This is a genomic window from Vibrio atypicus, from assembly GCF_009811315.1.
Taxonomy (GTDB): Bacteria; Pseudomonadota; Gammaproteobacteria; order Enterobacterales; family Vibrionaceae; genus Vibrio; species Vibrio atypicus.
Window position 1 is genome coordinate 200,270 of the sequence record NZ_BLID01000005.1, and the last position, 21,636, is coordinate 221,905.

At 44.5% G+C, this 21,636-nt stretch carries 19 protein-coding genes; 8 read left to right on the plus strand and 11 right to left on the minus strand.

The genetic code is table 11. The annotated features are described in order from the left end of the window. Nucleotides 1-9 precede the first annotated feature (9 nt). On the minus strand, nt 10-1,251 hold the full coding sequence (gene pncB, locus GVO60_RS12710) for a nicotinate phosphoribosyltransferase (protein ID WP_159654577.1): 1,242 nt from the start codon (nt 1,249-1,251) through the stop codon (nt 10-12). 266 nt (nt 1,252-1,517) lie between these two features. Here pncB and GVO60_RS12715 point away from each other — a divergent pair, with 266 nt between their 5' ends. Together GVO60_RS12715 and GVO60_RS12720 are read left to right on the plus strand one after the other, a co-directional pair. Further along, a complete protein-coding gene (locus GVO60_RS12715) occupies nt 1,518-2,231 on the plus strand; it encodes an NUDIX domain-containing protein (protein WP_159654579.1) in 714 nt (237 codons plus the stop codon). A gap of 18 nt (nt 2,232-2,249) precedes the next feature. Beyond that, nucleotides 2,250-2,915 (plus strand): cysteine hydrolase family protein, encoded by a 666-nt coding sequence (locus tag GVO60_RS12720; RefSeq protein ID WP_159654581.1) that lies wholly within the window; start codon nt 2,250-2,252, stop codon nt 2,913-2,915. Between the two features lie 123 nt (nt 2,916-3,038). On the opposite strand, the gene GVO60_RS12725 is transcribed toward GVO60_RS12720, so the two are convergent. Continuing rightward, a complete protein-coding gene (locus tag GVO60_RS12725; RefSeq protein WP_159654837.1) occupies nt 3,039-4,724 on the minus strand; it encodes an amidohydrolase in 1,686 nt (561 codons plus the stop codon). Between the two features lie 119 nt (nt 4,725-4,843). Here GVO60_RS12725 and GVO60_RS12730 point away from each other — a divergent pair, with 119 nt between their 5' ends. Continuing rightward, on the plus strand, nt 4,844-5,737 hold the full coding sequence (locus tag GVO60_RS12730; RefSeq protein WP_159654583.1) for a LysR family transcriptional regulator: 894 nt from the start codon (nt 4,844-4,846) through the stop codon (nt 5,735-5,737). A gap of 43 nt (nt 5,738-5,780) precedes the next feature. On the opposite strand, the gene GVO60_RS12735 is transcribed toward GVO60_RS12730, so the two are convergent. The 7 genes from GVO60_RS12735 to GVO60_RS12765 form a co-directional block, all read right to left on the minus strand. After that, nucleotides 5,781-6,986, minus strand: a complete 1,206-nt coding sequence (locus tag GVO60_RS12735) for a carbohydrate porin (protein ID WP_159654585.1) — start codon at nt 6,984-6,986, stop codon at nt 5,781-5,783. Between the two features lie 23 nt (nt 6,987-7,009). Next, complete coding sequence (locus GVO60_RS12740) at nt 7,010-7,564, minus strand: hypothetical protein (RefSeq protein WP_159654587.1); 555 nt, start codon at nt 7,562-7,564, stop codon at nt 7,010-7,012. A 228-nt stretch (nt 7,565-7,792) separates the two neighbouring features. After that, on the minus strand, nt 7,793-8,347 hold the full coding sequence (locus GVO60_RS12745) for a hypothetical protein (RefSeq protein ID WP_159654588.1): 555 nt from the start codon (nt 8,345-8,347) through the stop codon (nt 7,793-7,795). Continuing rightward, nucleotides 8,314-9,054 (minus strand): winged helix-turn-helix domain-containing protein, encoded by a 741-nt coding sequence (locus GVO60_RS12750; protein WP_159654590.1) that lies wholly within the window; start codon nt 9,052-9,054, stop codon nt 8,314-8,316. The genes GVO60_RS12745 and GVO60_RS12750 overlap by 34 nt, the downstream gene beginning before the upstream one ends. Before the next feature lie 111 nt (nt 9,055-9,165). Then, nucleotides 9,166-9,336 carry a hypothetical protein gene (locus GVO60_RS12755; RefSeq protein ID WP_159654592.1) on the minus strand — a complete coding sequence of 57 codons (171 nt, stop codon included), beginning with the start codon at nt 9,334-9,336 and terminating at the stop codon, nt 9,166-9,168. An 83-nt stretch (nt 9,337-9,419) separates the two neighbouring features. After that, nucleotides 9,420-10,445, minus strand: a complete 1,026-nt coding sequence (locus GVO60_RS12760; RefSeq protein WP_159654594.1) for a hypothetical protein — start codon at nt 10,443-10,445, stop codon at nt 9,420-9,422. A gap of 6 nt (nt 10,446-10,451) precedes the next feature. Continuing rightward, on the minus strand, nt 10,452-10,661 hold the full coding sequence (locus GVO60_RS12765) for a cold-shock protein (RefSeq protein ID WP_159654596.1): 210 nt from the start codon (nt 10,659-10,661) through the stop codon (nt 10,452-10,454). Between the two features lie 205 nt (nt 10,662-10,866). On the opposite strand from GVO60_RS12765, the gene GVO60_RS12770 reads away from it, so the two are divergent. The 4 genes from GVO60_RS12770 to GVO60_RS12785 all read left to right on the plus strand — a co-directional run bounded on the left by GVO60_RS12770 (nt 10,867) and on the right by GVO60_RS12785 (nt 17,463). Continuing rightward, entirely contained in the window at nt 10,867-12,216 is a 1,350-nt protein-coding gene (locus GVO60_RS12770; RefSeq protein WP_159654598.1) for a TolC family outer membrane protein, read from the plus strand. A gap of 26 nt (nt 12,217-12,242) precedes the next feature. Further along, nucleotides 12,243-13,337, plus strand: a complete 1,095-nt coding sequence (locus tag GVO60_RS12775; RefSeq protein WP_159654600.1) for an efflux RND transporter periplasmic adaptor subunit — start codon at nt 12,243-12,245, stop codon at nt 13,335-13,337. A 5-nt stretch (nt 13,338-13,342) separates the two neighbouring features. Then, nucleotides 13,343-16,459, plus strand: a complete 3,117-nt coding sequence (locus GVO60_RS12780) for an efflux RND transporter permease subunit (protein WP_159654602.1) — start codon at nt 13,343-13,345, stop codon at nt 16,457-16,459. Nucleotides 16,460-16,671: 212 nt separating this feature from the next. Further along, entirely contained in the window at nt 16,672-17,463 is a 792-nt protein-coding gene (locus GVO60_RS12785) for a hypothetical protein (RefSeq protein WP_159654604.1), read from the plus strand. A gap of 84 nt (nt 17,464-17,547) precedes the next feature. Here GVO60_RS12785 and GVO60_RS12790 read toward each other — a convergent pair whose 3' ends face one another. Beyond that, entirely contained in the window at nt 17,548-18,438 is an 891-nt protein-coding gene (locus tag GVO60_RS12790) for a LysR family transcriptional regulator (RefSeq protein ID WP_159654606.1), read from the minus strand. Nucleotides 18,439-18,598: 160 nt separating this feature from the next. Between GVO60_RS12790 and GVO60_RS12795 the strand changes: the two genes are divergently transcribed. Further along, nucleotides 18,599-20,536 carry an amidohydrolase gene (locus GVO60_RS12795; RefSeq protein WP_159654608.1) on the plus strand — a complete coding sequence of 646 codons (1,938 nt, stop codon included), beginning with the start codon at nt 18,599-18,601 and terminating at the stop codon, nt 20,534-20,536. Nucleotides 20,537-20,572: 36 nt separating this feature from the next. Here the strand turns inward: GVO60_RS12795 and GVO60_RS12800 are convergent, their stop codons facing one another. Continuing rightward, nucleotides 20,573-21,526 (minus strand): AEC family transporter, encoded by a 954-nt coding sequence (locus GVO60_RS12800; protein ID WP_159654610.1) that lies wholly within the window; start codon nt 21,524-21,526, stop codon nt 20,573-20,575. Between the last annotated feature and the right edge of the window lie 110 nt (nt 21,527-21,636).

Consider the following 21,636-nt stretch of genomic DNA (forward strand, 5'->3'; position numbering starts at 1 on the left):
GCTTGAGGGTTAACTCGCCTTATCTAGTTGGCTGACTAAACCAAAACTTTGCTTCAAGTGATGAAGAAACTCTGCATCTTCACACATCGCTTTTTCTGGTTCATCACTGATTTTTGCTACCGCAGAACCGTTACATTCGGCCATTTTAACAACCATGGAGAGTGGTTGATAAGCGAGTCCGCCATTAGACCAATTGCCCATGTCATTTGCTAAGAAAGTGCCAATACCAAAGCTGACATTTGCGCGTCCTGCAAAATATTCACAGATTTCCAAAGCTCGGTCGAAGTTGAGACCATCGGTAAAAATCAGCACTTTTGATCTTGGGTCGATGCCGAGAGAGTCATAGTGCGAAATGATTTTATCACCCCAATCAAACGGGCTACCTGAGTCGTGACGAACCCCGGCATAAGCTGCGGCTCTCTCTGCGGTAAAGTCCTGCAGAAATGCATCAATGCCGATGGTATCAGTAAGGGCAATACCTAAACGGCCATCAAAGGTTTGATGCCATCGGTCTAAGGCAATTTGTTGAGATTGTGCCGTGTTGACTAGTTGCTGGTGGGCCATAAACCATTCGTGGGCCACAGTACCAATTGGCGTTAGGCCAAACTGTTTTGCAAGATGGTAATTGCTGGTGCCTGACATTAACTCTGGGGCATTGTGGCGCAGGTAATCCACGACATCATGCTGTACTTGAGAGCTAAAACGGCGTCGGCTGCCCATTTCAGAGAACTGGAAGTTGTGAATATTACGGCGCGTTAACTCTTGTTTAAGCCATGTGATCTTACTTTCTAGCGTTGAGCGAAACTGGGAGTAAGGAATGTCATTCCATCGGCGTCGGTTGCGAACTTCTGAAATGATGCTCATCACTAAGGTTTCGTACAAAATCGTCTCGTGCCATAACCCTCGGATAGAGACACTCAACTGACCATCTGTTACATCGACAGTCACTTGTTGTTTAGGGGAGAACTGGAAGGTCGCTAAATAACTCAGAAACGCGTGGTCGAGATAGCTAGCTTTATGACGTAAATAATCGATTTCATCATGCGTAAACTGACAAGTAGCAAGCTTGGATAATTCGATTTCGACGTCAGCTTTTAAATCGGATAAATCTTCGCTCGAACGTACGATCAACTCATACCGCACCTGAGTATCAGGATAGAGCGTATATGCCGCGCACATCATGTTGATCTTATAGACATCAAGATCAAGTGCACTTTGTATTATGTGATCATTGAAAAGTTTGGCAGTCATTCAGCCATCCTATCTCTTCTTAGGGCTTTGTTACTGCACCGAACTTTAATTAAGCATTGTTGGTTTGTCAAATTGTGTTATTAACCAAAAGTCGTATTGCCAGTTATAGATACATATGCCTTATATTTCCCAAGTGGAACCCTAATTATTTGGGGCTTTATAAGCAATTGATGTTGGTAAGGTTAGTCACAATTGGTTACTTTCATGTTGAACTATTAAGTTTAAATGGTAATGTAACCAGCAATTAAGGATTTAGGATTGATGAGATGATTGTCACGATAGACATGATATGTCTTCGCTTAGGAGAAGAGGGATTAGAGGTGCTTCTTATTAAGCGCAATAATCCAGAGCGACCAGAGCATGGGTTGTGGTCGATTCCCGGTGGGTTTGTATTTGAGCAAGATTTGTCTCATCAAGGTGGACAGGTAGCGGATGAAGATTTTGATGCTGCTCGCCGTCGTATCTGTCGCCAAAAGATCCATACCTATCCTAATTATATCAGTCAGCCTATGGTTGAAGGTAACCCCAAGCGAGATCCTGAAGGGTGGAGTGTCACCATTGCCCACTACGCACTATTGAACGGGGCGAACGTAGAGCAGATTGAAAACAGCGGTCTATGTAAAGATCAGTTGAGATGGTTTGCGTTAAATAGCGTTCTCGATGATGACATTGAGTTGGCATTTGATCATGCCGATTTAATCAAACTGGCGTGGAAAAAGTTAAGAGCGGCAATTGAGTACACCTCTGTAGCACTATTTGCTCTGGAAGCTGAATTCCTTGTGTCAGATATTATCGCTGCCTACGCTAAGTTTGGCGTAGAGATAAATCGTATGACGGTCAAACGCCGCTTAATCGAAACCGGTGTGATAGTGAGTGCGAATAAAATGGCCTCCACCAATAAAGGTAAAGGAGGTAAACCTGCGCAAGTATACAGCCTTGGGCACAAGCGCGTGACCTATTTTCAAACTTGCCTGCGTTAATCGTGAAAGGAATACATCATGTCATTAGAAACAATCAAAATTGATAGAAAAACCACGGCTTCGATTGATGTGGATCCGCAGCAAGGTTTTAGTGAATTGTGCCCAAAAGAATTACCTGTTGTGGGTGCGTTAGAAATTGTCGAACAATTGTTGCTTAACCACACTAAAGCGAGTGTGACATTGGTGTCACGAGATATGCATCCTCCGGGCGCGGCTTGGGAAGCGGAAACTCCTGCTAACATGCTAGAACCTGTCGGTTTGCCAGAAGTGGATATCAAGTGGAATCCGCATTGCGTGGTTGGAACGCAAGGTGTTGAGCTATTGCCAGGTTTACCTGCTATTCGTGAGTACGACTTTCAGATAAATAAAGGCATAGATCCCGATGCACATCCTTACGGAGCTTTCTATCATGACCAAGCAGATACGTTATCGACTGGTGGTATTGAGTTTTTGCAAGCAAAAGGGATAGAAACGGTAATTGTTGGCGGCCTTGCGCTTGATTTTTGTGTGAAGAAATCTATTGAGCAATTGGTTGCATCAAAGTTCAAAGTCATTTTGAATTTAGCCTCAACACGCGCGGTTTTTTCTGAAAATGCGGATGCTATCGCCCATGAATTGGCGAAGAAAGGCGTGATCTTGGTTGAAGACGCCGCGGCAATCTCGCCTTGTGGCGAAGACGAATAAGTTAAGTATCCCCTTCATACTTGAAGCTGCAGCTCCAATTATCTTGGGCATAAGAAAGCAATAAAAAAGCGAGGTATCAAAACCTCGCTTTTTAATCAATGATTTAGGCTTTTATCTATTGAATTAGCCTTGAGTACGTTGGAAAACCGTTTCCCCATCTTTAATCGTTTCCAGTACCTGGATCTGATTAATGTCCGAAGGGGCTACCTCTAGTGGGTTTGAGTCCAATACAACGAAGTCAGCACGTTTACCTACTTCGATCGTTCCTTTGCTTGCTTCTTCAAAGTTTTGATAGGCCGCATTAATCGTAACTGCTTCCAGTGCTTGGTATGGCGTAATCTTATGGTGCTCACCCAGTGTTTGACCACTACGAGTAACACGGTTTACTGCACTCCACATATTGGTCATCATATCTGGGAATAGAACTGGCGCATCCATGTGAATCGTGAACATGAGATCATTCGAGTTTGCCCATCCCATTGGTGAGATGTTCGACGCTCGCCAAGGTCCCAATACTGATTTCTGGTGCCAATCACCCCAGAAGAAAGTGTGCGCCGGGAAGAATGAAGGGATCATTTCATTCTCTTTCATACGCTTAACTTGATCTAAACGTGTTGTTTGCGCATGAATAACCACGGTGCGACGGTCTTCTTTCCCCAGCTTTTCGTCGGCTCGCTCAACTGCATTGAGTAAAATGTCCGCCGAAGCATCGCCATTACTGTGGCTAAGAATCTGCGCATTCATTTTGTAGGCTGTTTCTACCCAGTGATTCATTTCTTCTTGATTCAGTACAGGGTAGCCGTGGTAATCGTAGGCATGGCTATGAGGTGGCTCGTAGTACGGTGTTGATAGGTAAGCGGTTTTACCTTGTGGGGAGCCATCACCGACCATTTTAACACCCGCAAGCGTAAAGCCATTAATAGTCGACTTCATTGGCATTAGCTTTACAGCTTCGTCAAGATCGAGCCATTTCGCATAGGCCAAAAGGTCAATTTTCATTAAGTTGTTTTCAGCCATGCTCTTCATCGCTTTTAGCGCTGGCATGGTTGCTAAACCTTCTTGTGTCGTTGTAACGCCATAGCTTGCAAACATGTCCTGAACTTTGCCAAATTTGCGGATGGCATCTTCTTGATTCATTTGCGGTAGATTACCCAAAATGGCATATACCGCTGACTCTTCAAGGACACCGGTAAGATCGCCATTTGCATCGCGTCGAATCACGCCACCATCGGGATTTGGAGTTTGATTGTTGAAACCAATAAACTCTAAGCCTTTGGTGTTACAGGTCGCTAAGTGCCCTGAAATATGTACGGCGCAGAAGTTGTAATCATCACTAAATTTATTGAGATCTTCTTTGGTCGGGTGGCGATTCTCTTTGAGTTCAGCATCATCGTAGCCAAACGCTACATGAAGAATATCTTTATCGAGATCTGGGCGAGCAAAATATACGGACATCTGTTTGTTGATGTCATCCAATGAATTTACATTGCCCATTGGCGCTGGGTAGAGAAATTCACTTTCAATCAAAGGTAGGTATTGAGCAAAGTGGCCATGGCTATCAATGAAACCCGGTGCGAGCGTTTTGCCTTGAAGATCGCGTACATGAGTCTCTTTGCCTTTTTGCTTGAGGATATCTTGATTTGAGCCAACAGCGACGATATTGCCATCTTTGATTGCGACGGCTTGAGCGCGCTCTGTCTCGCCAGTCACAGTGACAACATCACCGTTGGTTAGAATAAGATCTGGAGCTGCAATCACCATAGGTGAAGCAATGAGAGTAGCCAGTAGAGTAAGGGGAAATTTTTTCATCATGTTCTCTTTTTTGTGCCGAATTAGTGAACTGGCTACAATTCTTTCATGAATCACCCAAACAAAAAAAACGATTATGATAGGATATTCCTAACAAGTGATATGGAAGAGAGTATTAAATGCACACTTTGGAGCAAATTAGTGCTTTTGTGGCGGTTTATGAGCAAGGTTCTTATAGTAATGCCGCAAAACTGTTGGGTAAGTCACGTACTACAGTTCGTGAGCATGTGGTCGCCTATGAAGATTTACTCGGTTATTCGCTATTTGTGATCAATGGCAGAAAAGCCGTTCCTAGCGATAAAGCTAACCAGCTTTATCACCGAGCAAAATTGGTTGAAAAGCAGAATCGGTCGCTCTTTGTTCAAAGTCAGACACTCTACGAAACAGATGTACACACGATCAACATTTGTTACGACGTAATTACGCCACTCAGCCTCATCGCTTATGTAGAGGATAAACTACTTCACTATAATCCGGACATTATCGTTAATTGGCAGCATCGTACTCGCCAGAGGGCGATGGATCTTTTGCTAAGTGAAGATTGTGACATCGCGGTCATGCCTTATCGTGGCCAAGTGATCGCTGAAAAAGACGTGACTTGGCGCTCGATAGGTGCGATAGAAGTCGGCTGTTTCTCCCGTCCCGACTCCCCGCTAGCCCAAACCAGCACTCTCAGAATTGAAGAGTTGATGTTGGATACCCAATATATTACGGAGAACTTTGCTACTTTAAGTCCTAATTTCGCCACAGTTAAAGTGTCACCAAAAGCTCACATGGTCAGTAATAATGATCTTCTGTGTGAACTAGTGACGAAAAATGGTTGGGCTGTGATGCCAAAACACTATATGAAGCCGTGGATAGATAGGGGGGAGTTAGTGGAGTTAAGTCTAGAAGAAGTGGGTAAAGATGTAACGTTCGGCCTAAATGCATTTTTCTGTTTTGGAAAATCGGATATTGAAGTATTTGCTCGTATCCTTGACTGGATGACCGAATGGTATCTTCAGCAAAGATAAAAAGCGGCGGTTAAGCCGCTTTTTATCGAATCAATCCGCTTTATTAGAAACGAATATTAGTGCGCAAACCCAATAACCAAGTGTCTTCTTGCGTACTGACTGCCGGTGTTAAGTATTGAACATCTGCGGTAAAGGTTAACCAAGGCATGGCTTGATAGCTGTAATAGGCTTCGAATCCATGCTCATTTTGGAATTTGTCTGCGATAGGTAGGCTATTTACACTGTCTTGCAGATCGTTAGAAAGATCATAGTAGTAGTAGCCTAAACCCCAGCTGTCCATTGGTCTATTAAAGAAGAGGGCACTTCCGCCTATACCACCGACCAAAGTTGCATCAATAATATTTGGATTTCCATCGGCAATCGCGGCTCTAATATGAACTCCCCAAGCATCTCTAGAGTTTTGTTCTGATTCAACTAAGTTGTGAGATAACTGCGCTCTCGCGTTGTACTTGTATTTAGAATTGGTTGTGAAACCGACTTCTGGATCAAGATAACGGTAATCTATTCCCTCCTCAGTGCTGTATGTATAAGCGAGTGAGAGTGATGTACCTCGATCAAACCATTGCGTATTGTGAGTCGCAGAGACACTAACATTTACCCCATCTTCAAAAAGACCACTGAAATCTAGGTCATTCGTGTAGCGATCTCTAGGGTCATACACCATTGCTGAAAGTCGAGTACTACCAATAGTGCGGTTAGCGATAGCGCCAACAAATGAAGGTGGAGTAACACCGCTTGGTGGGGCAGCAAAGGCAATGTTTAAGAATCCATGACGAGTGGCACCGCCATAAAATGGAGCGTGTCTTAGCAATTCAAACGCATCAATTTTACCTGCCAATAAACTGGTATTCGAAGAAAACTGATGTGAGTAATAGAATGACGAGAAGAATAGCGAATTATCTTCACCGTACTGACCTGAGTTTGCAAGGGACAGGTAATGGATACCAAAGTCATTCGCTTCGCCTCCACGAGCGACGACTTGAGTATGCAGTTTGCCACCACTCCAGCCTCCTAGCTTTTCGATATCAAGGCTAGCAAGTAGGTCAAATCGGTGAGACACATTGGTCCCATCGCCACCACTCACTGCTGATTGAACGACATTTGTGTATTCGCCTTGCAAACTGAGTCCATAATCATCGAGAGCCGTTCGATTGCCAGCCCAATCACCAGTCAGTGTATTGGGAGCTGCAACTGCCGCACTGCTCAAAATAAGGGTCGTAAGAAGCGTCACTTTTGGATAAAAGTTCATAGTTATATCTCTGGTTATTGTTGTTATGCAGCAATGGATCTCGATGTGGTCGTGCGAGATGCATCCACTTGAATAAGTTGAAGTTTCTTTTTGCATGCGACGAGAGCTTCAACGGCTTCCACTGCTTCGCTAAAGTTAAGCATTCCTGCTAAATAGGCTTTGGTGATTGGAACGCTATTACCGGTTTGAATGGTGGACGGGCAGTCAATAATGCGTTGATAAAGTAAGTACTCAGTGAGTCTTTCAATGCTTGCATCATTCTGCATTTTTGGTGCTTCAAGCACCGTTTGTAAGGTGTTGATGATTTGGCTCGCTCGTTCAATATCGCGACCAAAATGGCTAAAGCGTTCTAAGTTAACGACTAGAGCAAGTCGTTCTATGATAGCCAGAGCTTCTGAGAGCGCGATTTGATCAACTTTCTTCGTCATAGACACATGTTGAAAAAGGTCATCCGCTCGATCGAGTAGCGTAAGCTTTTCTTTTGGAAGAATGGTTACTCGTTCTTCTCGGACACTTGATAGAATCTGTCTCATCAAAGAAGTGAGATCGTCAATATTGGCAAGTTGGATACTGAACATAGACATCGCCTTATCGTGTTGATGCTCAGTAGTGTAGGGAATCCAAGTTGAGAAAAACTAAATTAGCTATTTTTAGAAATCTTATAAGTGTTTGAATTTTAGTTTAATTCATCTGATTTCAGGCGCGATTGTGTACGTTTCATGATTAATAATAGGAATAGAAAATATGCAACAGCAACAAATGTCTATGAGGGAGGCTACTTATTATCAGTAGCCAATTGGGTTGAGTTAGTTTTGGATGAGGTGGGCTGTTGAGGTCGGAGTTAGTCGGATAATACCAAGATAAGGAACATCGACAATCAGCATAGTATTGCTTGCAGAGATGACCTCTCTCGGAACTTGATACATGTTGTGGACCATGTCGTAAAGGTAGGTATGTAGCGCGTCTAAATCGAAGCCGTTAGATGCAGACGTAATTTCGATTGTAGAATCAATGACAGAAATATCGAGCTTTTGCCCCTCGGATTGCCAGTTTAAATCGAACTGCAAAATGAATTCACCCAATAGTCCATGATCATCAAACATTTTAAATTCGATGGCTTGCGTTGCGAAATGTTCGTCGGTTTGAAATTGCGAGTGAATTTCAATAATACGCAGCCCCCATTGATGACTTAGATAACCAAATTGACTTGGGTATCCTCGGTGCTTAAATTCCCATATTGGATTGGAAAGGGCGATTTTATCTGGTGCAAAGTTGTCGTAATAAACGTAACTTACGCTGGCACTGAGTATGGCAACAATAGCAAGGGCTATAGTGATGGCTTTGTGGAAGGCATGTGACATATCAACATCTCTTTCGATTCGTTAGCCCAAGTTAAGTTTGGGGAGTTCGGGCGCGGGTTTTCTTGTGTGATGGGCAAAAACAGCAGTTTTGAAACTTGTTGAGCATCAATCGCCAAAGCGTTGCAAATATTGTAAATAGATTGGTGTGAAAGCTCATTTTGCTCCGTTTGTATGACCATCGGAACAATGGCATGAGACTCCGATGTTGCCGAAATAAACTCAAAAGCGCCGCTCATATAAAGCAGCCGAATCGAGAAAATGATGGTTGCTAAACTAATCACATTGATTATGCACAAGGTGCAAACTTTGCGGTGCTTCTTCAGATTGCGTTTAAGAGTTGAGGTGATTGTGTCATTGGCTCGTATTGCTTGATCAAATTCAGATTTAGTGAGCGGTTTTACCGATGCAATGAACACATAGCCCGTCATGACTTGGGTTTGAATATAGCGAGGTTGATGAGCGCCATCTTCGAGCTGGGCTCGGAGGTTTTTGATCGATGTTGTTACACTCGATCTTGCTCGTTTGTTCTGCCATATGCTTTGAAGGATCTCATCACGCGTGATGTCTTGCCCTTCGCGTGAGACAAATAGTTGTAGTAGTTTCCATTCGTTAGAACGTAACTGCTTTGATTTCTTATTCCCTGTAAAAACGATTTTCCCTGTCAAACTGTCAAAAAGGACGGTTCGATTCAGAAGATAGTAGCTCATTAGTTTAAGTAACGGACTCCTGTAAACAGATAAACGCTATGGTTGATAGGCGTAAACACAGGTCATTTGTTGTTGTGCGAATGATAATGTGCTGAGTTATGCCGTGGCGACTTAACGGGAGCGATAAATGGCCAAATCATAGATATGAGAAACAGAGGCAGCGTCTGCTTCGTATGAAAGCGTATTAGATTCGGCAAAAAGTGCGATGATTTGCGCGAACAAACTGGGGGTAAAAATCAGCAGCGTAATTAGAATGAAAAACTGAGCAATAGAGTGTTTCATAAGCGCCTCCTATGGATTGAGAGGCACTTTAGCAAGTAATTTTCGTTAATAAAAAACAGTTATGTTTGGTTTTTACGTTCAAACTAAGAGTTGGGATGAGACAGCTTTACTAAGTGCGCCTCCAATTTCGAAATCTTCTCAACGAGCTTACGTATCTTTTGCGCCTTTGTTTCTGGTCTTCTGCCTCTTTTAACTCGACCAGTGGCTGCTAGAGGTGTTTGATGTTCATTCATACAGCGGAGCTTATCTAGTTTCTGTTGATTGCTCGCCAACAACCGAGCGGTTTTTTCTTTCTCGCTTAGACTAGGCCGCCCAACGTCACTCTTCTCAAGCACAGTTTTATGCTTATTCCATAGTTGCTCTGGTGTCAGTTGGATTAACTGTCTCTGACGGTAAAGCTCACGTAAATCTATATAATGTTCGATTAGATTCTGTTCTTCTCGGTTAAGCAAAATGGGTATTGGTAATGTTGGTCGCCCGGCTTTGGTTTGACTTGCGTTTTGGTATAGCAAGCCGAGTCGATAATGGCGAATCAGTTGCAATGCTGCGCGTATTAATCGGCGGATGATTAGCGTCGTGTTTTTATCAAATGTGTTTAGTAGCGAAGATTGTATTTCTTGAATCAAGGCATATAGGTAAATGGATTGGGTCGCGGAAGACTGTAAGTTAAGGGCGTTGATCTCTTCTATCGTCGCTTCAACCTGTTTCAAATCGATCACAATCTTGTGTTGATGCGCATCTCGGGCTGAGAGAACCCAATGATAGCGAATGGCCATATCATTGATGGTGTTAGAAATACTTTCACGCTTGAGTTTGAGCTGCTCGTTGAATCTAGGGCTCCGCTGTAGCCCAAGCAGTAAGCCATCAACTTTTGACCAATAATTATACTCTTCTGCAATAGAAAAGATGGGTTGGCTCAGCTCATGGTATTGGTTTTCTGATAGTTGCGGATACTGCATCTCCAGAACTTTTCGAAATTCGGCGCGCCACGTAATGACGCTGGCATAACTGCGCGCAACTGCTTGCTCAAGGTTTAGCAAAGGATCACGTTTTGGCCTGCCAGGTTTAGCCGGGGTCAATGGGTTTTTCATTGCGTTATCTTGTGTCATTACGTGTTACAAAGGCACGACGCTGATGGCTTGATACGCGCCATCTTGGTCTTGTTCAACTTCCAAATAGACTCGTTGATTCGTGCTGAGTGAGATGGACTGATTCTCAAGTTGTGAAGTATCGATCAATACGTCAATTGCAATGATATCCGGAACCGCAAAGCCAAATCCTTTCTCACTGTTAAACCAACTTATCTGCGCTTTTAAACCAATCATATTGAGCTCAATGTGGAATTAATAAGTAATAAATTAATTATCAAAATTGACTGATGGAGTCCACGGAAAAGCGGGCGTTTAGCAACAAAAACTGATCTGGAACAATAACTGCGCCTAACTGAATTACGTTGATCCATGCTCGTCGGGTACAAAGCGGCAAACACTGTTGGCTTTCAACAGTAATGACCAATGAGATGGGCCGTATATGAAAAACAAATCACTGATAGCCATAGGACTTGGAGCTGCATTGACCACGCACTTCGCGTCAGCACAGTCTGTGAACCTGTCACAACTCTATTCTGATTCTTTGGACAATAATCCCGCTTTAACTCGCGCTGCGCTTGAGATTGATAGTGTGAGCAAGCAACTGGAACAAGTAAAAGGGTTATACCGACCGCAAGTTGATGTAAGCGTTAGCTATGGCGCACTGCGTAATGACTGGACCACCTTGACTCAGACGGATGGACAAGGTGCGGAGGTGGGACTCTCTGTTGGGCAAAATCTATATAACTCTGAGTTGAACGCGACGAAAGGATTGGTTAATCAGAAGCAAGCATTAACGCACGCTCATTATCAAGTGGCATTAGAAGGGTTACAGCTGAGTGTAGCAAAAGGCTACTTTGATGCACTGAAAGCGCAAGAAAACTTAACTCAAGTAGAAGCCACGAAGAAGGCAATTGGTGAGCACTTAAGCCAAATGCAACATCGCTTCGCCAATGGTTTAGTTCCTGAAAACGATGTAAAGGAAACTCAAGCACAATATGACTTAGCGACAACTTCGGCGATATTTGCCCAAAACCAAGTCGAAAAAGCACTGGACTATTTGTATGAGCTGACAGGTCACTCTTACACGAAAGTAACGCCACTTGCTGCTCAATTGCCAGAGCTTTCTATTCCCAAACCTTATGGGGTCTCTCAATGGGAAGAGCAAGCGCAGAAAACTAACCCGCAGATGCAAATTCAACAACACCTAGTGACCTTATCACGAGAGCAAATCGCCTTGGCTGAAGCCGGTCATATGCCATCACTAGGTTTGGTTGCTGAGTATCGATACGCGTTTGCCGCTCAATCTCGACTCAAGCCTATGGGAACCAGTGGAGGGAGCTTTGACAACCTTGATAACAACGCCACGGTGTTTGCCGGCGTAGCCATGACCCTACCGGTATACAAAGGTGGGAGTACAACCAGCAAGGTAGAGCAGGCGAGTATTCAATATGAACAAGCGCGCCAACTGCAAGAGCAAACATGGCGAGAAGTCACGCGGGATATTCGTAGTACTGAGAAAGACTTGCTTGCCTTGAAGAGTGCGCATTCGGCTTATCAGCAAGCCGTTATTTCAGCAGAGGCAGCCCTACAGGCGACTGAGCAAGGTTTAGAGCTCGGTTCTCGAACCATTGTTGATGTTCTAAATGCGACGAAACAACTCTATGGAGCGCGACAAGCGTTGACGGAGTCACACATTGATTTTCTATTTGCGCTGCTGCATCTGCGGTTCTTAGTCGGAGAGTTAAGTGCAGAAGATTTAGTCGCAATGAATACCTTGTTAGCCGTGTAACCCTTTAAAATAAAAAGAGAAATATCATGAAAAAATCACCTTTATACATAGCAACAGCATTAGTCCTTGCTGGATGTGGTGGTTCAGCGGAAACCAATTCAGCAAACTCACAAAATGTTGCGGCTCCCCAAGCGACACCTGTTTCTATTGTTGAAGCGGCATCATTCCAACATAGCCCAACAACTTATTATGTTGGTCGCATGCAGGCGATTGAGTCTGCGCAGCTCACCCCTAGAACCAGCGGTTACTTGCTTGTTAAGCATTTTGAAGACGGCGCAACGGTAGAAAAAGGCGACATCTTATTTGAAGTTGACCCTACGTCATATCAAGCGGCGCTAGACTCAGCAATGGCAACTCTGAATGAGGCTCAGGCTGCATTAGAGCTCACTAAGCTTAATCATAGCCGTACAGAAAATATGCTATCCACAGGTGGCGTTTCTCAAGCTCAACTCGATTTAAGCTCTGCGGAACTCACCATGGCGAAATCTCGATTGCAATCTGCGAAAGCGAACGTTGTCGTACAACGAGATAACTTAGACCAAACGAAAGTGCGTGCACCTTATGGAGGAAAGCTAGGAAAAAGTCGTTTCTCTATTGGTGATATGGTTGGGCCAAACTTTGGTCCATTAACTGACATCGTTCAGGTTAGCCCAATGGAAGCGAGCTTCTCTTTAAAAGAGTCAGAGCTATCGCATCATCAATTGACGGGATCAAACCAAGCGCAAGTTGCGTTAGAAGTTGAAGGCGAAATGTTTGAAAACCCTGGTCGTATTTCATTTGTCGATAACAAAATCAACCCGACTAGCGGCACGGTAAATATCGCTGCCGAGTTTGATAACCCCCACGGTGACTTAACACCAAACCAATACATTCGAGTTGCGCTCAGTCCTTCTGAGCCGATTGATGGCGTTAAAGTACCTCATGCCGCGATTCACCAAGACCACAGCGCCCAATACGTATTTACGATAGAAGAGGGGCAAGCAGTTCGACGCAATGTTGATGTGGGTGATCGTATTGGTCAAAAAGTATTTGTTATAGCTGGCCTGGATGCCAATGAACCTGTGATTGTTGGTGGCCTACAGCGGATTCGTGAAGGTGCACCTGTCGTAGTAGCGGAGTAACGTCTATGTTGAGTCAGTTTTTTATCAACCGACCGAAATTTGCCTTTGTCATTTCGATATTCCTGACATTGATTGGTCTCATCGCAATCAAAACGATGCCGATTGCTGAATATCCGAGCGTGACACCTCCGCAAGTCCGTGTGGTGGCATTTATGCCCGGAGCCAGTGCTGAAACAGTTAAAGAGGTGATTGGCAACCCAATTGAAGAAGAGGTCAACGGTGTAGATGGCATGGTTTACATGCAGTCGCGTTCGACCAATGATGGCCGTTACTTTCTGAATATTACCTTTGAAAACGGTATCGATTCAGATATGGCGATGGTGAACGTGTCTAACCGCGTAGCTGTTGCTGAGAACATGCTGCCGTTTGAAGTTCGAGCGCGAGGCATTCGAATTCGTAAGGCTGCTCCGGATGACTTGTTAGCGGTGGCATTTTATTCACAAAACGGATCCATGTCTGAACTCGAGTTAAACAGTTGGGTTGAAGCGAACTTTATGGAGCGTATTGCTCGAATCTCTGGCCTTGCAACCAGTGATTTGATCGGTGCGACTTACGGCATGCGTGTGTGGCTCGATATGGACCGTATGGCGTCACTTGGTGTTAGCACCATTGAGGTGAAAAACTCGATTCGTGAGCAAAATGCAGTGGTACCCGCTGGCCGTATCGGTCAAGGCCCAAGTCGTGAAAATAGTGCGTTGCAGTTTAACTTAATTACTCAAGGACGCTTAAGCAGTGCACAAGAGTTTGAGCAGATCATCGTTAAGACACTTCCTGATGGTAACCATGTTTATCTTGGTGATGTCGCTGAGTTAGAAATTGGCAGTCAATTTTACGATGCGTATGCGACCTATAATGGTGGAGAAGCAGCATTAGTTGCGATGCAAGCAAATCCAGATGCGAATGCTCTAGATACGGGTAGTGAAGTCAAAGCCGTGTTGGAAGAGATCCAATCCATCATGCCAGAGGGAATGACTTACACCATTCCTTACGACACAACGTTATCGGTAGAAGCGTCCATTCGAAGCATTGTCGAAACCCTATTCTTAGCCGTGCTATTAGTGGTAGCCGTAACTTATCTATTTTTAGGTAATGTCCGAGCGACTTTGGCTCCAGTGGTTGCGATTCCAGTTTCGCTGATTGGTACTTTTGCTTTCATGCAGATGGGTGGTTTTAGTATCAATACCGTCACGCTATTTGGCTTGATTCTGGCGATTGGTATTGTGGTCGATAACGCGATTTTGGTCGTCGAAAACGTCGAACGAATCCTCAATGAGAATCCAACATGGAGTGCGAAAGAGGCAACGATCCAAGCAATGAAAGAGGTGACGGGTCCGATTGTCGCGTCGACCTTGGTCATGCTAGCGGTATTCATTCCTGTGGCATTGCTTCCGGGGATCACTGGGCTGATGTTCGCTCAGTTCTCAATCACTATCTGTATCGCTTTAGTTCTGTCTGCGATCAACGCATTAACGCTATCACCAGCACTTTGTGCATTGGTGATGAAGAGAAATCCGACACCGGCTAAATGGTTCGTTCTTTTTAATCGTGCATTTGACAAGCTAACAGTGGGTTATGGCAAAGCCGTGTCACTGATGGTTAGAAAAGCCGCTGTTCTCATGACGACTTTTGTATTGGCGATTGGTGCGGTCGTTTGGATGAACGATAAGCTACCAACTGCGTTCGTGCCAGCCGAAGATAAGGGCGTACTTGCTCTCGCGATGTTCTTACCTGATAACGCATCAAAAGAACGTACAAACGCACTCATTAAGCAAGCAGAAGCGATCTTAGAGCAAGATCCTGCGATTGAGGATTTTGCAGGTGCTATCGGTTTTAATGCTCTAACGGGCGGTGTTGCCTCTAACTCGGCGACCATGTTCATCAATCTAAAAGATTGGGATGAGCGTTTAGCAATGGAAGGCGATCATTCTCAACCCGCAGTGGCACAACGCCTGAATCGTCAGCTCTACTCAATTGATAAGGCAATGACGATTGCGATGGGTCTTCCGCCAATTCCGGGTATCGGTATCGGTGATGCACTGGAGTTTATGGTGCAAGACACGGGTGGTCGCAGCGCACAAGAGCTTGCTCAAATGACGTATGCCTTGATGGCTGCGGCAAATCAAGCGCCTGAAATCACCAATGCGATGACCACTTATCGCGCGAATGTACCGCACTATCATGTCGAAATTGATCGTGAGAAAGCGCGTCAAATGGGGGTAACTCTTGGTGCGGTTAATGATGCGATGGCAACACACTTAGCCTCATCATACGTGAATGACTTTGCACTCAATGGGCGTAGCTACCGAGTCTTTGTTCAAGCGAAAGGTGAACAACGTAATGATCTGAATGATGTACTTCGCATCCACGTTCCTTCAATGGCAGGCGAGCAAGTACCTCTATCGACGATTGCATCCATTACGCCAACTTTGGAGCCGGATCTTGTCACTAGCTATAACATGTTACCAGCCGCGAGACTGCAGCTAAATCCTGCGCCGGGCTATTCATCGGGTGAGGCGATTGCCGCAATGGAGCGAGTGGCTGCGCAAGTATTGGCTGCGGGTTACACCTATGAGTGGACCAATATGGCTTATCAAGAGAAACAAGCGGGTGGTACAGCGCAAATCGCATTGGTATTAGCGTTAGTCTTTATCTACTTGTTCTTGGTGGCGCAGTACGAATCTTGGACGCTACCTGCTGCGATTATCATCGTTGCACCGACAGCGGCTGTAGGGACATACGCGGCGTTGCTACTCGGCGGTCAAGCGCTTTCTATCTATGGTCAAATTGGATTAATTCTTCTCATCTCGTTAGCGGCTAAGAATGCAATCCTGATGGTTGAGTTCTCTAAGATTAAGCGCGAACAAGAAGGACTGCCTATTGAAGAGGCGGCGATTCAGGGCGGTAAGATGCGCTTTAGAGCCGTGAACATGACGTCTTGGTCATTCATTCTGGGCATCTTGCCACTGGTCTTTGCTTCAGGGGCTGGAGCCGTTTCTCAGAACACGACCGGTCTTGCTCTATTGGGTGGAATGCTAGTGGTATTGGCTGTGGGTTCAATCATGACTCCTGGTTTCTATGCCATATTCCAGAAACTGCGCGAGCGATTCAGCGCTTCTAAATAACGGATTTCTCTGGCCACTCATATTCAAAAAGAGGCGTTTGAATAGACCTGGGTGGTCAGAGAACCTTTCTAATACCGCTAGGAAGTAATGTTAGGTTTTCCCCATCAAAATGAACTTTTTAGTGTGTAACTTTCAATATAAATTGGTGTTCAACCGATTCATCCACTGCGGGAAAGGAAGCTTGCTAGTAGGATTCTTACTAAGGAACCTTTATGAAAAAAACATTGTTAGCAACAGCTTTATTATCGTTGGCTTCTACGCCTGTTTTCGCTGATGAGCCAGAGGTGATTGATCCATCTGATCTGACTCGCGTGTATACTCAAGCTGCTGTTTTTGTTACTTCTGACGCAGATGTTCGTGTGTCATCTATGTTTACCGGAGCATGGAGCGAAAACATTCAGTTTGCAGGCTTTGTAGAGGGTAGCTTCGGCAACGACAAAGCTAAGCAGCAAGGCAAAGATAAATTTGGTGTTGATTATCAAAAGAGTCGCGCGCAGTACTTCCAAGTACACGCGATGGATAACCCGTTGATGCCACGAGTGGGTTTATCGACCGATCTGATTCATCAAAATGGTAGCGCTGGTCTACTGAAAGATCTGGGTTACAAAGATACGACTCTGCTTTCTGTCGGTGCGGTCGGCCTTATCAACCCGCAATACACCGCAGGGGCGATGGTCTTTCCTAACGTCGCATACACGACTGGTAAAGTATTTGGAGAATCGGCTGACGGCTATATGCTGAACTTGTTTGTTACTCAGCAAATTGGTGATAGCGGCGCATTTGTTCAAGCCTGGCCTGAGTATTTTAAGGTTGAAGGTGACACCGTTGAGATGGAGTCTAGCTCTTTTAATGTCATGTTTAATGCACCCATCAAATCCGACCGTACTCAATGGTTGATGACAAAACTTGAGTATGGCAGCACAGATATCGTTACTCCGGATGGTTTCGAAATAGACGGTGACGTAGAACTGAAAGCCGAAATTGGTGTGAAGTGGTTCTTTTAAAAACATCACTGCTTCATTTTACGGATAAGTTCGCCCAAGGATGGGCATTTCCCTTCCTCAAAATTAATGCTGTTTAGTCTAGCGTTAAGTTAAATTTTCTCTCGCGTAACTCTTCAATGTCTTCACTATCCCATCTAGCTCTTTTGAATTTTTTAAGGTGAGAGGGTAGTAAAAAGACAAACCAATTTTAAGCGTGTTTGTCATCTCTTTTATCGGCAGTACCGTCAGTTTTTCAGCTTGGATAAATGGCTGAGCCAAACTATTACTTAGAATGGCCCAACCGTCATGTTGTAGTAGTTTTAGCAGTACATCGTTGTTGCTGATTAAGCATCGGTTAGCCGATACATGGAACACTTCAGGCATGGTGTAATAGTGGTTTTCACTGATGTACTGTTTTGCTAGCTCTAGATCACCGATGGTGACTTGTGTCAGCTCAGTTAATGGATGTGTAGGGCGGCAATATACAGAGAGTTCATCCGTACCCAAGTTAATATAGTCGTAAGCTTTTTCGGGGCTATTTACGAGTCTATTTTGCATAATGGCGAGCGCACTTTTTTCTGTACATATTCGCTCGATGATTTCATCTCGGTTTCGATGCAGCCAGTTAATTTGGATGTGAGGGAATGCTTGAGATATGTATTGCTCTAAATGCAGAATGAGTTGGTTCGGAACCAAAATATCGTGGTAAATATCGAAGTGGGTATGTTCCGTTTTGTAACTATCCATCATCCTAGTATGCAGTTGTTCACTATTACGAACGAGCAGTTTTGCTTGACGATAAACGGCTTCACCTTCCTCTGTCGCAACCGCTTTCTTACCTTGAATTTCAAACAGATCAACGGCATAGCTGTCTTCTAAAGCTTTGATCTGCTCGCGGATGGTTGTGCGATCTTTGTTAAGCTTCTTTGCTGCTTGGCTATAGCTTCCTTCTTCTACAGTTGCGCAGAACGAAGCAAGGTGTTCGTAAGAAAACATAAGGCTCCAAATGATGGATTTCACCCATCAATATGTATTATTTAGAACGAATATAGCTTGTTAAAGTAACGCCATCGAGGATAAGGAAGCCACCTTTAGAGTCAAATCACGCTCTAAATAAAGATAGGGACAATAAATCCAATATTGAAAGGTGAACAAGATGAAACAGGTACTTCGATATAGCGCATTAGCGGCAAGCATCGCTTTGGTAGTAGGGTGTAGCCAAACTGAATCTAACAAAGCGGAAACAGCACAGGCTGGTTTATTGTCAGATGCGCCTGTAACGGTCTTTGTTGCAAAAGATCTTCTCACGATGGCGGATAATACTCCGGAAAGCGCGAACGCTGTGGCAGTGCAAAATGGTGTTATTTTGGAGGTGGGTGAAAAAACAACCTTAAGTCATAAATATCAGCACCTTGATGGTTACACTTTAGATAAAACTTTCTCCGATAAGGTGATGACTCCAGGTTTTGTTGAACCTCATATTCACCTTTGGATGAGTGCTATCTTCCTCAGTACAGATTTTATCACTCCCGCAGATTGGAACTTCCCTTGGGGTGATGTGAAAGGTGTGCAAGGTAACGAAAGCTATTTCGCTCGCTTAAATGAACTGAATGACACTTTGCCTGAAGGTGAACCCTTGTTTACTTGGGGATATCACAACTATTTTCATGGTAATGAAATGAGCCGCGATTTACTTAATCAAGTATCTAAAGAGCGTCCAATCATCGTTTGGCATCGCAGTGCTCATGAGTTCTTCATGAATGATGCCGCGATATCAATGCTAGGCTGGCAAGAATCCGATTGGCAGGGTAGTGGTGCAGGCTATGATCAGCTTGATTGGGAACGTGGTCATGCTTACGAAAATGGTATGAAGGTGTTACTGCCGAGTGTTCTGAAGTTTGTGATGGAAAGTGGTCGTTTTGCAACAGGGTTGGAACGAACCAAAGATTATGTTCATTCAGGTGGGATTACAACGGCAGTCGATCCAGGTGTTGTTATAACCCCAGAACTGTACGAGCAAATGGTGTCTATCTTGTTAGATGACAGCCTCCCTATGGACTATTGGCTAATTCCCGCGGGAAATGTTGCTTACATGATGAGCGAATTTGATGCTGATAAAGGTAAAGCGATGGCCGAAGCACAAACGCAAATGATGGCTGGGCAAGAGCAAATTCAATGGTTACCCAAATTCGTAAAACTGTTTTCCGATGGCGCAATGTACAGTCAGTTGATGCAGCTAAAAGATGGCTATACCGATGGGCATGAAGGGGAGTGGCTTCAAACACCTGAGCAACTTGAAGACAGCATGCGCCCATACTGGAATGATGACTACACGATTGCGATTCACGCTAACGGAGACTTAGGCTTCTCAGCCGCACTTGATATTGTTGAGATGCTCAATGAGGAGAAAGCGAGAGAAGACCACCGCACGAGTTTTCATCACCTTGGGATCACGGATAAAGACGATATTCCGCGAGCAGTAGAGTCGGGAGCTAATTTTAGTGTAAACCCATATTACACTCATGTGTTGGCAGAATTGTATAGCCAAGAAGGGGTCGGCGAAGAGCGTGCTGCGGTGATGTCTCGTGGACGATCTTTTATTGATGCAGGCGGTATACTCTCTCTTCATTCTGACGCGCCAATGGCACCGGCTCAACCATTGAGTTTAGTGTGGGCTGCTGTAAATAGGATTGGTTTATCAGGAGAAACCGTGATGGGAGCAGAAGAGCGGATTACGGTTGATGAAGCAATGAAAGCTATCACAATTAACGCGGCTTATACCGCTAGGTTGGAGGACAAAGTAGGAACAATAGAAGCTGGAAAGTACGCAGACTTCACAGTGCTGGATGCCAACCCTTATGTTGTTTCACCAGAAACAATCAACCAGATTGGAGTGGAAGCGACTGTTTATCGTGGCGTGGTCGCACCTATCAATTCTGGTCAGACTGGGATGTTATTGAATGAAAACAATCGATACGTCCTGAATAAGTTGAATAGCCACAGTCATCATCAGGGTCATAACCATCACCACGATCATGATGTGTGTGAAACGAGCTTGTATATTCAACAGGTATTATCAGAGCAATATAAGTAAGTAATCATAGAAAGAGCGAGGATTTCCTCGCTCTTTTTAAATGAGATGCCAAAGCGTCAGCAATAGAAGCCCAAAAGTACAAGTCAATGTGGAAAGTATCGTGGTCAGCGCAATAATGTTCGCCGCCAGTACCGCATTGCCATTCATCGCTCTTGCCATAATGTAGCTGGCGGATGCGACAGGCGCGGCGTTCATAAAGAAGATGATTCCAAGCTCCATACCCTCAAACCCTAACCAATACGCGCACCCAGTAATGAGTACCGGCGCTGCCACCAACTTAAAACCACTTGCGGCCCAGGAGGGCGCTTGCTCTTTCTTAAGAGAATTTAAGTTCAGTGATCCTCCGATACATAAAAGTGCAAGAGGTAGTGTCATTTTGGCAAGGTAATTACCCGCATCAATCGCAATGGTTGGTACAGGAATGCTCAGAACATAAAACGCGATGCCGAGCAAAATAGAGATAATAAGAGGATTTTTAGTCAATGTAGCCGCCATCATTTTACCTACTTTCTCTCCAGACTCTTGATGCTTGGGAGTCAGGCAGAGTACAGCCAATACGTTGTAAACCAATGTGGTTGCGGCGACGAAAATCGCTCCTAACGCAATGCCTTGTTCCCCATAAGCATTCGCGACGTAAGCAATACCTATGATGCCGGTATTAGAGCGAAACCCTCCTTGGATAATGACCCCTTGATCGGGTGAAGAGGGAAACAGCGCTTTGACCGCAAATGAAGTAAACAGAAAAAAAGCAATGCTGGATAAGACACCGTATAAGATGAAATGACTGGCGGCAGCAATATCATGTTCAGACACTACAATACTTAAGAAAAGCATGGTTGGAAGCGTTACCTGAAACACCAGCTTAGATGCGACTTCGATGAAATTTTCGTTAATAAGGCCAATGCGTTTAAACAAAATACCCAGAACTAGCATTAAACAGATTGGGCCTGTAATTGAAATCGAAAATTGCAATTGGCTGAGTATATCCATTCGAGTCATCCCGCAAAAAATCATCCTTTCCCAACACTTTATCAGAGAGTTACATCAAATGAAGCAGTGACTAGCATTTAGTTGAGAATGTCTTGTAACGGAGGTTTTAG